Genomic DNA, 13,081 nt, shown 5'->3' with positions numbered 1-13,081 from the left:
GTAAACAGGTCGGTGGACACCTACCCCGACTGGCAATCAGGAAACGCCGACACCGAATGCACACGGGCTGGGGTAAACTTTGATGGAGCCTACAAGCTCGACTCACCCACCAGCGGCACCTCCACCTACACCGTTGATTCGTATGGCAACACCATCACCGTGACTCTCTCCAGCGATGGCAAGTACGTGGACTGGAGCTCCACCCTGGCCATGACCGCGGTGATCGTCAAGGGAGGGCCCGGGGCCAACGTCTACCGCTACGATCCCCCCGCCACCTCCGATACCGGCCTCCACGCCCCGCCCAACCAGAAGGGAGCCATCCCCAATGTCAGCCACGTGACCTTCTGCTTCCAGTACCGCTTGAAGGTAAGCAAGACGGCCGAAACCCATTACACCCGTCAGTACTTCTGGGAGATCCAGAAGACGGGCGACCAGACGGCGCTCACCCTGAGCGACGGCCAGGTCTTCCCCGTCAACTACCAGGTTCGGGTGGAGGTCACGGGCTATGAGGAGCGGGACTTCGCTGTAAGCGGCACCATCACCATAGAGAACAACACCCCGATCACCTTTGTGGTGCAAAGCGTTTCCGATGTGGTCACACCGGACATCGCCGCCAGCGTGAACTGTGGGGCCCTCCCCCACACCCTGGCCCCAGGCGGTAGCCTGACCTGCACCTATAGCGCCAACCTGCCCGACAAGACGAACCGCACCAACACCGCCACCGTCAACTACGTGCGCCAGGACCAGGACTGGGTGCGCACCGCAAGCGCCACCGCCCCGGTGACCTTCGGTGACCCCACCACGCTGGTGGACAACCAGGTGAACGTGACCGATGACCGGTACGGCCCCCTGGGTACCGTGAGCGCAGGCGAAGCCCCCAAGACCTTCACCTACACCCTGGAAGTGGGGCCCTACGCATGCCAGGCCCAGGATATGTACCACGCCTTCACCAACACCGCCACCCTCACCACCAACACCACCGGCGCCGTAAGGTCCTCCAGCTGGACGGTTACGGTAAGGGTGCCCGCCTGTCCCACGGGCTGCACCCTCACCCAGGGTTACTGGAAGACCCACACCAAATACGGCCCCGCCAAGCCCCGGGACGCCACCTGGGACCTGATCGGTGAGAACACCACCTTCTTCCTCTCCAACCAGAGCTACTACCGGGTCCTCTGGACCCCGCCCAGCGGCGGCAATCCCTACTACCAGCTGGCCCACCAGTACATCGCCGCCAAGCTGAACGTGCTGAAGGGAGCTTACGCTCCGCCCGAGGTGCAGGCGGCCATTGCCTGGGCAGAAAACCAATTCTTTAACCTCTACCCACCCAGCTACAACTTCGGCAAGAGCCTTACCAGCCAAGCCCGTTACTACGCGGGAATCCTGGGCCAGTACAACGAGGGCAAGATCGGTCCCGGGCACTGTAGCGAGTAAGCCGCAAACCCTCCCGATAACCCCCGCCCTAGGGCGGGGGTTATGCTTATAAGCCGATGGATCTTTTCTCGTGGGATGCCTTTAAACAGGAACTCACCGCCTGCACCCGCTGCCCACGGCTGGTGGCCCACCGGGAAGAGGTGGGGCGGAAAAAGCGCCGCGCCTTTCAGGATTGGACCTACTGGGCCAGGCCCGTCCCCGGTTTCGGGGACCCCCAGGCACGCCTGGTTCTCTTCGGCCTGGCCCCCGGGGCCCATGGTTCCAACCGCACGGGCCGGTCCTTCACCGGGGATGCCTCCGGAGCCTTCCTCTACCCCCTCCTTTACCAGGCGGGCCTCTCCAGCAAGCCGGAAAGCGAGCCCCACGACGACCTAAGGCTCTACGGAACCTACCTTACCGCCGCCGTGCGGTGCGCTCCCCCGGAGAACAAGCCCACCCGGGAAGAACTCCTGGCCTGTAGCACTTGGACCCGGTTGGAGCTCGGGCTCCTTCGGGAGGCCAGGGTCTACCTGGCCTTGGGCCGCATCGCCCTCGAGGCCCTCCTGGACCACTTCGGCATGAAGAAGTCCGCCCATCCCTTTTTCCACGGGGCCCACTACCTCCTGCCGGATGGCCGCCACCTCCTGGCCAGCTACCACGTTTCCCGACAGAATACCCAGACGGGCAGGCTCACCCGGGAGATGTTCCTGGAAATCCTGCTAAAGGCTAAAGGCCTCGCCGGCCTTTAAGCCAGGCGGTGAGCTCCGGGTAGGAGAGCACGTTGAGCACGCGCTCGGGCCCTATCCAGGCCCTCTGCGCCGTGCCCACCGCAAGCTCCATGAAGCGCAGGTGCTCCACCTGGTGGGCATCGGTGGAAAGGCTGATCCATAGGCCCATCCCGTAGGCCATGCGGGCCAGGTCATCCGGGAGGTCCATGCGGTCGTAATACCCATCGATCTCCACCGCCACGCCCCGTTCCATGGCCTTTTTAAACACCGCCTCCCAATCCGCCTCAACGGGCGCCCGCCTCCCGATGAGCCGGGCCGTGGGGTGGGCCAGCACGTGCACGAAGGGGTTTTCCAGGGCGCGCAGGATCCTTTTGGTCTGCTCGGCCTTGGAAAGCTTAAAGCTTGAGTGGATGGAGATGAGCACCAGGTCCAGCTCCCGCAAAACCCAGTCCGGGTAGTCCAGGGAGCCATCGGGCCGGATGTCCACCTCGGCCCCCGCCAGCAGGTAGGGAGGACCATGGGTTTCGTTGAAGCGGCGGATGGCTTCTATCCGCTTCAGGGCCTCCTCTGGGGAAGGACCTCCCGCCACCCGCACCGCCGGGGAGTGGTCGGTGACCCCCAGGTACTCGTAACCGAGGGACTTGGCCGCCTGCCAGAGCTCCTCGAGGCTATTCTGCCCGTCGGAGTACGTGGAGTGGACCTGCAAGTCTCCCTTCACCTCGGAAAGCTCGAGAAGCCTGGGAAGCCTTCCCTCCAAGGCTGCCTCGATCTCCCCGTGGTCCTCCCGTAAGGCAGGGGGAATGAAGGGTAGCCCCAGGGCCTCGTAAACCCCTTCCTCGGTCTCCCCTGCCAGGCGCTCTTCGCCCCTAAAAACCCCGTACTCGGAAAGCTTCAAACCCTTTTCCTGGGCCAGGCTCCGAAGCCGGATGGAGTGTTCCTTGCTCCCCGTGAGGTACTGGAGCCCGGAGCCCCAACTCTCGGGCGGCACCACCCTCAGGTCCACCTGGAGGCCGTTTTTCAAAAACACCGTGGCCCGCTCCTTGCCCTGGGCGTACACATCCTTCACTTGGGGAAGCTTCACGAACGCCCTCACCACCTCCTCGCTTCTTTCGCTGGCCACCAGGTAGTCCAGGTCCCCCACCGTGTCCTTATACCGCCGGGCGGACCCGCAAAGTTCCGCCCTCTCCACCCCGGGCAGCTCCCGGATGGCAGCGAGGAGGTTCCGCGCCAAGGAAAGCACCGCCCCCAAGGGCCTTCGCTTGCCCGCCACCTGCACCAGGGCCAAGCCCTCCCGGATGCGCTCCGCCTTCTTCTGGCCAAAGCCCTTCAGGCGAAGGAGATCGCCCCTATCCAGGGCTTCCCTTAGTTTTTCCAGGGAGTCGATGCCCAGCTCGTCGTAGAGCTGCCGGGCGGTCTTGGGTCCCACCCCGGGCACCTCCATCACCGCCAAAACCCCCTTTGGCACCCGCCCCGCAAGCTCCCGGTGTTTTTTAATCTCCCCGGTTTTGAGAAACTCCAAGATCTTTTCCGCCAGATCGGGCCCGATCCCGGGAAGGGCCAGCAGGGCTTCCCTTCCTCCCTTGGCCACCTCCTCAATGGGGGTATCCAGGTCGTACAGGGTGCGAGCCGCCTGGTAGTAGGCCCGGACCCTAAAGGGGTTGTCCCCCAAGAACTCGCTCATGAGCCCGATCTCCTCAAAGAGGCGGGCCAGCTCCTGGTTCCTCATGCCCTCACTATACGGGTATACTGGGCCTGCCCATGCCCCCACCGGACCGGTTCCGCAAGGCGGTGTTGGAGATGCTGAAACAGGAGGGCCGGCCCCTTCACTATACCGAGGTGGGCCGCCGCCTGAAGGAAGCAGGGCTCTGGGCCGAAGTGAAGGAGCCGGAAAAGATCGCCAAGATCCGACTTTCCGCCTTAGCCCGCTGGTCCAGAAGCCCGGTGGTGGCCCTGGGAAAGGGGTTTTACGCCCTTAGGGAAGAAGGCGATACGAGCCCAGAACCTTGAGGTAGTTGGCCCTTTCCAGGGCGGCGGGTTCCGCCACCTTCAGGTAGCTCATCACCCCCCGCATCTCCTCCACGCTTGCGTACTCCTTTTCCTCCATAAAGGCCTTGAGTTCCTCCAGTACGGTGCGGAAGTGCCCGGGCCCCTTTTCCAGGACGGCCGAGGTCATCATCACCACCTGGGCCCCGGAAAGAAGCCCCTTAATCGCCTCCTTCCCCGAATGCACGCCCCCGGTCAAGGCCAGCTCCAGGCCGACCCGGCCGTAGAGGAGGGCGATCCAGTGGATGCGCAAAAGGGCCTCGTAGGGACGCGAAAGGCTTAAGGTAGGCACCACGGAAAGGGTCTCCAGGTCCAAGTCGGGCTGGTAGAAACGGTTGAAGAGGACTAGGGCCCGGGCCCCTGTGGCCTCCACCTGTTTGGCAAAGTGGGCGAAGGCGGTGAAGGCGTGCCCCACCTTGACCGCCACAGGGATCCGCACGCTTTCCACCAGCGCCCGGATGGTATCCAGGTACATGGCCTCCACCTCCGCCCCGGAAAGGGCAGGGTCGGTGGGAATGTAGTAGAGGTTAAGCTCTATAGCGTCGGCCCCTGCCTCCTCCAGAAGCTTGGCGTACTCCACCCAGCCCCCCCGGCTGATGCCGTTCAAGCTGGCGATGATGGGGATGGAAACCCGTTCCTTGGCCCGGGCAAGAAGGTCCAGGTGGCGCTCAGGGGTCAGGCGGTACTCGTGGGCCCGGGGAAAGTAGGAAAGGGCCTCGGCGTAGCTCTCGTGGCCGTAGTGCAGGTAATGGTCCAGCATCTCCTCCTCGAGGGTCACCTGCTCCTCAAAGAGGGAGTGCATCACGATGGCCGCCGCACCCCCGTCCTCCAGGCGGAGAAACCCGTCCAGCCGCTCCGTAAGGGGTGAGGCCGAGGCCACCAAGGGGTGCTCCAGCTTCAATCCCATGTAGGTGGTGCTGAGGTCCATACCCTCCTCCCTCCTCTAGCTTGGCACGGTTTCCCTTTGGGCCATGCGGGAAAGCCTTTCCCACCTCTCCCGCACCGCTTCCTCCGCCAGCTTTAAGAAGGCCTCGGCTCCCTCGGGGTGGGTCTGGAGGAGAAGCCGGTAGCGGTTTTCCGCATAGAGGTATTCCCTGAGGGGCAGCGTGGGGGGCTTGGAGTCCAGGATGAGCCCCTGACCAGGGATGTAGCGGAAGAGGGGCCAGTACCCTGTGCGCTCCGCCAGCCTCTGGTGCTCCATCCCCTTGGCCATGTCGATGCCGTGGGCGATGCAGTGGCTGTAGGCGATGATGAGGGCCGGGCCCTTATGGGCCTCCGCCTCGAGGAAGGCCTTCAGGGTATGGGCGTCGCTGGCCCCCATGGCCACCTGGGCCACGTAGACATGCCCGTAGCTCATGGCCATGAAGGCCAGGTCCTTCTTGGGGGTGGGCTTGCCTGCCGCGGCGAACTTGGCCACCGCCCCCAGACCCGTGGCCTTGGAGGCCTGTCCCCCTGTGTTGGAGTAGACCTCAGTATCCAGGACCAAAACCTTCACGTTGGCCCCGCTGGCCAGCACGTGGTCCAGGCCCCCGTAGCCGATATCGTAGGCCCAGCCATCCCCGCCCACAATCCACACGGAATGGGGGATGAGGGCATCCGCCACCGCCAGGAGGTCCTTGGCCCTGGGATCCGCCAGGTCCTTGAGCTTTTCCCGTAGGAGGGCCACATCCTGCCGCCTCTTCTCCACCTCCTCCGGCCCCGGTTCCGCAAGGAGCCTCTCCACCAGCTCCTCCCCCAGGATCTGCCGGAAATCCTTAAGCAACTCCCGGGCGTACTCCGCCTTCTTGTCCAAGGCCAGGCGCATGCCGAGGCCGAACTCGGCGTTGTCCTCGAAAAGGGAGTTGGCCCAGGCGGGACCCCGCCCCTCCTTGTTCTTGCTCCAGGGGGTCGTGGGAAGGTTTCCCCCATAGATGGAGCTGCACCCGGTGGCGTTGGCCACGATGAGGCGGTCGCCGAAGAGCTGGGTTAGTAGCCTGAGGTAAGGGGTTTCCCCGCACCCCGCGCAGGCCCCGGGGAACTCGAACAAAGGCTCCAGAAGCTGCACATCCTTCACGGTGTGGAGCTTAAGGCCGGCCCTGGGGGTTTCCGGCAAGGAGAGGAAGAAGTCCCAGTGCCGGTTCATGGCCTCCCGCACCTCGAGGCGGGGTGCCAGGTTCAAGGCCTTGCGGCTCGGGTTCTGCTTGTCCTTGGCCGGGCAGACCTCCACGCAAAGGGAGCAACCCGTGCAGTCGTCGGGGCTGATGGCCAGGGTAAACTCCCCGGTGAGTTCCTTCCACATGGCCTTGCGGTGGGGGAAACCTTCGGGGGCCTGGGCCAAGGCCTCCTCCGGCACCACCTTGGCCCGGATGACCGCATGGGGGCAGACCAGGACGCACTTGCCGCACTGCACGCACACCTGCGGATCCCAGGTGGGGATGAACTCCGCGATGCCCCGCTTCTCGTACCTGGCCGTCCCCGTGGGGTAGGTTCCATCCGGGGGAAAGGCGGAAACTGGCAAAGCGTCGCCGAGCCCCAGGGCAATGGGCCCCAGCACCTCCCGCACAAAGGCCGGCGGGTGGTCCACCATAGGAGGCACCCGTTCCTTTTCCGAGGTGATCCTTCCGGGTATGGGCAGGGGCTCCACCGCCTCAAAACCCAGCTCCACCGCCTGGAAGTTCCTTTCCAGCACCGATCGGCCCCGCTTGCCGTAGCTTTTCTCGATGCCCTTCTTGATGCGGGCCTTGGCCTCCTCCTCGGGCAAGACCCCGGAAAGCTTGAAGAAGGCCGCCTGCATGATGGTGTTGATACGCCCGGGAAGGCCCACCCGCCTGGCCAGCTCGTAGGCGTTGACCACGTAAACTTTGAGGTTCTTTCTCAGGATCTCCTCCTGGACAGGCCTGGGCAAGCGGTCCCAAACCTCCTCCTTGGGGTAGGGGCTGTTGATGAGGACCGTGGCCCCCTCCTCTGCCACCTCCAGCATGGGAACGCGCTCCAAGAAGCTCCACTGGTGGATGCCCACGAAGCTGGCCTTCTGCACCAGGTAGGGCTTGTTGAGGGGATTTGGCCCAAAACGCAGGTGGCTTACCGTGCGGGAGCCCGACTTCTTGGAGTCATAGACGAAGTACCCTTGGGCATAAAGGGGGGTCTCCTCCCCGATGATCTTGATGGTGTTCTTGTTGGCGCTCACGGTACCGTCGGCTCCCAGGGCGAAGAAGACCGCCCGCACCGAGGCCGGATCCTCAAAGTCCACCTGGGGGTAGGAAAGGCTTGTGCCCGTCACATCGTCCACGATCCCCACGGTGAAGCTGTGCCGGGGCTCCTCCTTCTTGAGTTCCTCAAAAACCCCCAGGGCCATGGCCGGGGTGAACTCCTTGGAGGAAAGCCCGTACCTCCCTCCCACCAGAACCGGAACCTCCCCACCCCTAAGGGCAAAGGCCGCCGCCACCTCCTGGAAAAGGGGCTCCCCCACGGCCCCGGGCTCCTTGCCCCGGTCCAGGACGGCCACCTTCTTGACGGTCCGGGGGAAGGAAGCGAGAAAGACCTCCCCGTGGAAGGGGCGGTAAAGGCGCACCCGCACCATCCCCACCCTTTCCCCTTGCCTCAGGAGGTACTCCACCGCCTCCTCCACCGCCAGGGAGGCCGAACCCATGACCACCACCACCCGCTCCGCCTCCGGGTGGCCGAAGTACTCGTAGGGGGCGTAGCGGCGCCCCGTCACCTGGGCAAACTGCTCCATGGTTTCGGCCACCACCTGGGGCAGGCGCAGGTAGTAGGGGTTGATGGCCTCCCGGTTCTGGAAGTAGTGGTCGGGGTTTTGTGCGGTGCCGCGGATCACCGGGGCCTCGGGGGTCAGGGCACGCCGCCGGTAGGCCTCGAGGGCCCCGAAGGGAAAGAGGGCCTTAAGCTCCCGGTCGGAAAGGGGCATGATCTTCTGCACCTCGTGGGAGGTGCGGAAGCCATCCATGGCGTGAAGCACGGGCAGGCTTGCCTTCAGGGCGGTGATGTGGGCCATGGCCGCCAAGTCCTGGGCCGCCTGCACGGAGTCCGACACCAAGATCGCCCACCCTGTGGGCCGCACCGCATAGAGGTCCTGATGATCCCCGAAGATGGACAGGGCATGGGTGGCCAAAGCCCGGGCCGCCACGTGGATGACCCCTGGAAGGGCCTGGCCGGCGATCTTGTACATGTCGGGGATCATGAGCAGGAGACCCTGGCTGGCGGTGAAGGTGGTGGCCAGCACACCCTCCTGGAGGGCTCCGTGCAGGGCCCCTGCCGCGCCCCCCTCGGACTGCATCTCCACCACTCGGGGCACCAACCCGAACAGATTGGGCTCCCCCTTGGCCGCCCACTCGTCGGAAAGCTCCGCCATGGGGCTGGAAGGGGTAATGGGATAGATGGCGATCACCTCGCTCAGGCGGTAGGCTACCCGGGCCACCGCCTCGTTGCCGTCCACGGTGATGGGGCGCATAGGATTCACCTCGCCCTTACCATAAGGGTCCGGGCGGGTGAGGAATGTCCCAACCCTGGCCACGCCTCGGTGTACCATGAGGCCATGCCCCTACGGTATCCCTTGGCCCTCCTCTTCCTTTTGGCGGCTTTCCTCCTCGAGGATTACCGGCCTCCCCTGCTCCTCCTGGCCGGGGTCGTCCTCCTCCTGGGAAGGCCCAGAAGCTGCCCCAGGGCTTGACGGAAACCCCCTGGGCCAAAAGACTTGAGGGCGTGAGCGCGTTTCAGGAGAACCTAGAAAAGCTGGCGGATCTGGCCATCCGGGTGGGGCTCAACCTGGAACGAGGGCAGGAGGTCATCGCCACCGCGCCCCTCGAGGCAGTGGACTTCGTGCGCCTCCTGGCGGAAAAGGCCTACGAGCACGGGGCGAGCCTCTTCACGGTCCTCTACGGGGACAACGTCCTTTCCCGGAAGCGCCTTTCCCTGGCCCCGGAGGAGGGCCTGGACAAGGCCCCGGCCTGGCTTTACGAGGGTATGGCCAAGGCCTTCCGGGAGGGAGCGGCGCGGCTTGCGGTTTCCGGCAACGACCCAAGAGCCCTAGAAGGCCTTCCCCCGGAGCGCATCGGACGGGCCCAGCAGGCCCAGAGCCGAGCCTACAAGCCGGCCCTCGAGGCCATCACGGAGTTCGTCACCAACTGGACCATCGTCCCCTTCGCCCACCCCGGCTGGGCCAGGGCGGTCTTCCCGGATCTTCCCGAGGAGGAAGCCGTGGCCAAGCTCTGGCAGGCCATCTTTCAGGCTACCCGGGTGGACAGGCCGGATCCCGTGGCCGCCTGGGAGGCCCACAACCGAAGCCTCCACGAAAAGGTGGCCTTTCTGAACGCCAAGCGCTTTGCCGCCCTCCACTTCCAGGGGCCGGGCACGGACCTGACGGTGGGCCTCGCGGAAGGCCACCTGTGGCAAGGTGGGGCCACCCCCACCAAAAAGGGACGCATCTGCAACCCCAATCTGCCCACGGAGGAGGTCTTCACCGCCCCCCACCGGGAGCGGGTGGAGGGCGTGGTGCGCTCAACCCGGCCCCTGGCCCTGGGAGGCCAGTTGGTGGAGGGGATCTGGGCCCGGTTTGAAGGGGGGTATGCGGTGGAGGTAGGGGCGGAAAAAGGCCAGGAGGTCCTCCTCAAGGTCCTCGCTACCGACGAGGGAGCCCGCAGGCTGGGAGAGGTGGCCCTGGTACCCGCCGACAACCCCATCGCCCGAACGGGCTTGGTCTTCTTCGACACCCTTTTTGACGAAAACGCCGCCAGCCACATCGCCTTCGGCCAAGCCTACGCGGAGAACCTGGAGGGCCGCCCCACCGGGGAGGAGTTCCGGAAGCGCGGGGCCAACGAAAGCCTGGTGCACATCGACTGGATGATCGGCTCTATGGAGATGCAGGTGGATGGAATTTTGCAGGATGGGACCCGCGTGCCCCTCATGCGCGAGGGGCTTTGGGTGATCTGAAAGCTGGGAGTTTCCTAGAGGATCCCGCCGTGGAAATCCCACCGGCGGGATCTAGGCTTGGGGTGGCAAGTTAGTGCACAGCTTCACGATATCGGACGCTTGTGCTTTTCTTCCCCCCTAGGCTCCTTCCAAGGCCTCCCGGAACCAGGCCACAAGATCCTCGGGATCCTCCAGCCCCACGGAAACCCGCACCAGCCCCGGGGTAACCCCCGCCTGAAGCCTCCCCTCCTCCGAAAGGCGGCTATGGGTGGTGGTCCAGGGATGCACCAAAAGGGTGCGGGCATCCCCCAGGTTGGCGGCCTTGGGCAGGGGTATGGCCTTGAGGAAACGGCTGGCTGCCTCCTGGCTTCCCAGGTCCAGGGTGAGCATGGGCCCCCCCGAGGCCAGGTACTTCCGGGCCATGGGGTAGGCCGGATCTTCGGGCAGGCCGGGGTAGCGAAGGGACTGGATCTTCGGGTGGCCCTTCAGGGCCTCGGCCAGGCGATGGGCGGTTTCGCTCATGCGCCTCCCCCGCAGGGCCACGGTTTCCAAACCCTGGAAGAGAAGGTAGGCGTTGAAGGGGGAAAGGGCCATGCCCATAAGGGATAGCCCCAGGGTACGCACCCGCTCCGGATAACACCGAGGTCCCAAGGCCTCCCAGGGAACCTGGCCCCTGGCATCCTTCTCCAGGAACTGGGGATAGTTTTGCCAGATGCGGCTTTCCCTCACCACCACCGCCCCTCCCAGCACGGAGCCGTGGCCGCTTGCCCATTTGGTGAGGCTTTCCACCACCACGTGGGCCCCCCACTGGAGGGGCTTGGCCAGGGCACCGGCAGCGCCAAAGGTGTTGTCCACCACCAGGGCCATGGCCTTTTCCTCCGCCAACGAGGCCAGGCCCTCGAGGTCCGGCACCACCAGGGCAGGGTTGGCCATGGTCTCCACGAAGATGGCCCGGGTCCTCTCCGTGAGGGCTTCCCGTACCCGGTCGGGCTCGGGCTCCACATAGCGTACCCTTATGCCCATGGGAGCCAGGACCTGCTGGAAAAGGCCGATGGTCTGGCCGAAAAGCCCCTTGGCCGCCACCACCTCATCCCCCGGGCGCAGGAGGGAAAAAAGGGCGGCAAAGGTGGCCGCCTGGCCCGAGGCGAAGACCAAGGCATCCATGCCGCCTTCCAGGGCCTTTAACCGCTCCTCCAGGGCCTTGCCGGTGGGGTCCTTCTGCCGGGCGTAGACGTAGCCCTCCCCACTGGCAAAGCGCTCGGCTCCTTCCTCCAGGGTCTTAAAGCCGTAGGCGGCCACCGCGTAGATGGGAAGCCCCACCGCTCCATAGGGGTCCTCCGGCAGACCTGAAAGCACTGCCAGGGTCTCGTACTCCATGCCCTAAGATTACCGGAAAGCCGCCACGCCCTCAGCTCCAGGAAAGGGCAAATCCCAAACCCGCTAGCGAAAGGTAGAAGGGCTGCCTCCAGCCAGCCGCCAAGGCTGGAGGCAATCCTGTTCCACCCCCGAAGCCTTCCAGACCCCTACCGGCTAGCGCACCAGAAGCACGGGGCAAGGGGCCTCCGCCAACACCTTCTGGCTTTGGCTTCCCAGGAAGAGGCTGCCGATCGCCCCCAGGCCCCGGGTACCCATGACGATGAGGTCAGCCTGCTCCCCTATGGCGGCTTCCAGGATGGCCTCCGCAGGGCGTCCCTCGAGGAGAAGGGCATCTTCCCGGGGCACTCCCGTGAGGCCCACGGCCTCCGCCAGAATTTTTTCCGCCCGCTCCAGCCGCCTTTTCAAGGCCTCCTGGAAGAAGGGCTCCCCCAGGTAGTCGGGGACAGGCTCATAGACATGAACCACCACCAGCCTGGCCCCATGGGCCTCGGCTTCCATCTTGGCTATCCTTGCCGCCCGCTTGGCATGGTCCGAACCGTCATAAGCCAGGAGGATGGTCTTGAACATGGCCTCAGCTTATCAGGCCTGGGCCCGTTTTTCCGAAGGAATTTCCACCTTACGCCCGCAACGGCAGGTATCCCCCTCGATCCGGAAAAGGGTGCCGTCCGCCTTGGGATACAGCCAAAGGGTGCCGCAATCAGGGCAACGCACCTCCGCCACCAGGGAACGGATCTCCTCCGGGGAGAAGCGGTAGACCTCCCCGCACCAGTGGCAGACCACCTCCGCACCCCCGTCCTTCACGATCATGTCCTCCCGTTCCTCGGGGGTGAAGAAGACCAAGGCCTCGAGGGCCTTCTCCCGGTTGCAGCGGCACCGGAAGCGGGCGGGGATCTCGTTTAAAGGGTAACCCAGGGCCTTGAGATCCGTCCTTTCAAAACCCAAGCCAGCAAGAAGCCTTTCCAAAGCAGCCTCCAAGCCCTCCCGCAAGAGGGGCGTAATGCCGCTTAGACCCGCCAGGTTGGCCTCGAGGCGGGAAAGAACCTCCTCGGGAGTGTCCGGCATCACCTGGATGGCCACACCCCCCGCCACCTCCACCTCCCCCTCCCCCTTGACCCGCACCCCTAAGAGGACGGCGGAGGGAATCTGCTCCGACTGCCAAAGGTAGTGGGCGAGGTCCTCGGCAATCTCCCCGGAAACCAGGGGCACAGTGCTGGTGTAAACCTCCCCATTCGGAAGGCTCCGGTCCACCCGCAACACCCCGGCCCCGAGGAGTTCCCCCACGTTGAGCTTCCCATCCTCCCGCAAGGGCACCTCCGCCTTCGGGTTTCGCACGTACCCCCGGACGTTTCCAGCCGCATCCGCCTCGGCCACGAGCCCGCCCAAGGGCCCCGTGCCCTCGATGCGCAGGGTTATCCGCTCCTTGGGCGTCTTTAGGAGGAGCTGGGCCAGCAGCAAGGCCCCGGTCATAGCCCGGCCCAGGGCGGCGGTGGCGGTGGGGGAAAGCCCATGGCGGCGCCGGGCTTCCTCCACCACATCCCCTGTGTCCGCGGCCACCACCCTAAGCTGGCCACCCCCTGCCAAGCCCCTCAGGATCCTGCCCATACCCCGCCATTATGCCA

The 13,081-nt window shown here is 65.1% G+C and carries 11 protein-coding genes; 5 read left to right on the top strand and 6 right to left on the bottom strand.

Translation table 11 applies throughout. The features are described 5' to 3' along the window. Window positions 1-12 precede the first annotated feature (12 nt). Together AC27GT_RS12340 and AC27GT_RS12335 are read left to right on the top strand one after the other, a co-directional pair. Complete coding sequence (locus tag AC27GT_RS12340) at window positions 13-1,431, top strand: hypothetical protein (RefSeq protein WP_487224233.1); 1,419 nt, start codon at window positions 13-15, stop codon at window positions 1,429-1,431. Between the two features lie 56 nt (window positions 1,432-1,487). Then, the gene (locus AC27GT_RS12335; RefSeq protein ID WP_038032408.1) at window positions 1,488-2,159 is read left to right on the top strand and encodes a type-5 uracil-DNA glycosylase; all 672 of its coding nucleotides are present in this window, start codon (window positions 1,488-1,490) and stop codon (window positions 2,157-2,159) included. Here AC27GT_RS12335 and polX read toward each other — a convergent pair. Then, window positions 2,137-3,864 carry a DNA polymerase/3'-5' exonuclease PolX gene (gene polX, locus AC27GT_RS12330; RefSeq protein WP_038032409.1) on the bottom strand — a complete coding sequence of 576 codons (1,728 nt, stop codon included), beginning with the start codon at window positions 3,862-3,864 and terminating at the stop codon, window positions 2,137-2,139. The genes AC27GT_RS12335 and polX overlap by 23 nt on opposite strands. Window positions 3,865-3,896: 32 nt before the next feature. On the opposite strand from polX, the gene AC27GT_RS12325 reads away from it, so the two are divergent. Then, window positions 3,897-4,145: a hypothetical protein gene (locus AC27GT_RS12325; RefSeq protein ID WP_015717202.1), complete on the top strand. Its 249-nt coding sequence runs from the start codon at window positions 3,897-3,899 to the stop codon at window positions 4,143-4,145. On the opposite strand, the gene AC27GT_RS12320 is transcribed toward AC27GT_RS12325, so the two are convergent. After that, complete coding sequence (locus tag AC27GT_RS12320; RefSeq protein WP_487224232.1) at window positions 4,111-5,109, bottom strand: dihydroorotate dehydrogenase-like protein; 999 nt, start codon at window positions 5,107-5,109, stop codon at window positions 4,111-4,113. The genes AC27GT_RS12325 and AC27GT_RS12320 overlap by 35 nt on opposite strands. A gap of 15 nt (window positions 5,110-5,124) precedes the next feature. Continuing rightward, window positions 5,125-8,628, bottom strand: coding sequence for a pyruvate:ferredoxin (flavodoxin) oxidoreductase (gene nifJ, locus AC27GT_RS12315; RefSeq protein ID WP_487224231.1), 3,504 nt, complete (start codon window positions 8,626-8,628; stop codon window positions 5,125-5,127). Window positions 8,629-8,712: 84 nt separating this feature from the next. Between nifJ and AC27GT_RS12310 the strand changes: the two genes are divergently transcribed. Together AC27GT_RS12310 and AC27GT_RS12305 are read left to right on the top strand one after the other, a co-directional pair. Further along, window positions 8,713-8,847 carry a hypothetical protein gene (locus AC27GT_RS12310; protein ID WP_015717205.1) on the top strand — a complete coding sequence of 45 codons (135 nt, stop codon included), beginning with the start codon at window positions 8,713-8,715 and terminating at the stop codon, window positions 8,845-8,847. A gap of 32 nt (window positions 8,848-8,879) precedes the next feature. After that, window positions 8,880-10,106, top strand: coding sequence for an aminopeptidase (locus tag AC27GT_RS12305; protein WP_041438932.1), 1,227 nt, complete (start codon window positions 8,880-8,882; stop codon window positions 10,104-10,106). 117 nt (window positions 10,107-10,223) lie between these two features. Here AC27GT_RS12305 and AC27GT_RS12300 read toward each other — a convergent pair whose 3' ends face one another. The 3 genes from AC27GT_RS12300 to hslO form a co-directional block, all read right to left on the bottom strand. Continuing rightward, window positions 10,224-11,462 carry an O-acetylhomoserine aminocarboxypropyltransferase/cysteine synthase family protein gene (locus AC27GT_RS12300; protein WP_487224230.1) on the bottom strand — a complete coding sequence of 413 codons (1,239 nt, stop codon included), beginning with the start codon at window positions 11,460-11,462 and terminating at the stop codon, window positions 10,224-10,226. A gap of 153 nt (window positions 11,463-11,615) precedes the next feature. Further along, window positions 11,616-12,029 carry a universal stress protein gene (locus tag AC27GT_RS12295; protein WP_219759124.1) on the bottom strand — a complete coding sequence of 138 codons (414 nt, stop codon included), beginning with the start codon at window positions 12,027-12,029 and terminating at the stop codon, window positions 11,616-11,618. A 12-nt stretch (window positions 12,030-12,041) separates the two neighbouring features. Beyond that, window positions 12,042-13,064, bottom strand: coding sequence for an Hsp33 family molecular chaperone HslO (gene hslO / locus AC27GT_RS12290; RefSeq protein ID WP_015717209.1), 1,023 nt, complete (start codon window positions 13,062-13,064; stop codon window positions 12,042-12,044). Window positions 13,065-13,081 lie beyond the last annotated feature (17 nt).

The sequence above is a fragment of the Thermus sp. KWY1 genome (assembly GCF_057547025.1).
This window is presented reverse-complemented; position numbering and strand designations above follow the sequence as displayed.

What these genes read in the sequence shown, in the direction of transcription:
- AC27GT_RS12335 (WP_038032408.1), top strand. Translation starts at nt 1,488, where the DNA reads ATGGATCTTTTCTCGTGGGATGCCTTTAAACAGGAACTCACCGCCTGC.
- AC27GT_RS12300 (WP_487224230.1), bottom strand. Translation starts at nt 11,462, where the DNA reads ATGGAGTACGAGACCCTGGCAGTGCTTTCAGGTCTGCCGGAGGACCCC.
- AC27GT_RS12325 (WP_015717202.1), top strand. Translation starts at nt 3,897, where the DNA reads ATGCCCCCACCGGACCGGTTCCGCAAGGCGGTGTTGGAGATGCTGAAA.
- AC27GT_RS12310 (WP_015717205.1), top strand. Translation starts at nt 8,713, where the DNA reads ATGCCCCTACGGTATCCCTTGGCCCTCCTCTTCCTTTTGGCGGCTTTC.
- AC27GT_RS12295 (WP_219759124.1), bottom strand. Translation starts at nt 12,029, where the DNA reads ATGTTCAAGACCATCCTCCTGGCTTATGACGGTTCGGACCATGCCAAG.
- polX (WP_038032409.1), bottom strand. Translation starts at nt 3,864, where the DNA reads ATGAGGAACCAGGAGCTGGCCCGCCTCTTTGAGGAGATCGGGCTCATG.
- hslO (WP_015717209.1), bottom strand. Translation starts at nt 13,064, where the DNA reads ATGGGCAGGATCCTGAGGGGCTTGGCAGGGGGTGGCCAGCTTAGGGTG.
- AC27GT_RS12320 (WP_487224232.1), bottom strand. Translation starts at nt 5,109, where the DNA reads ATGGACCTCAGCACCACCTACATGGGATTGAAGCTGGAGCACCCCTTG.
- nifJ (WP_487224231.1), bottom strand. Translation starts at nt 8,628, where the DNA reads ATGCGCCCCATCACCGTGGACGGCAACGAGGCGGTGGCCCGGGTAGCC.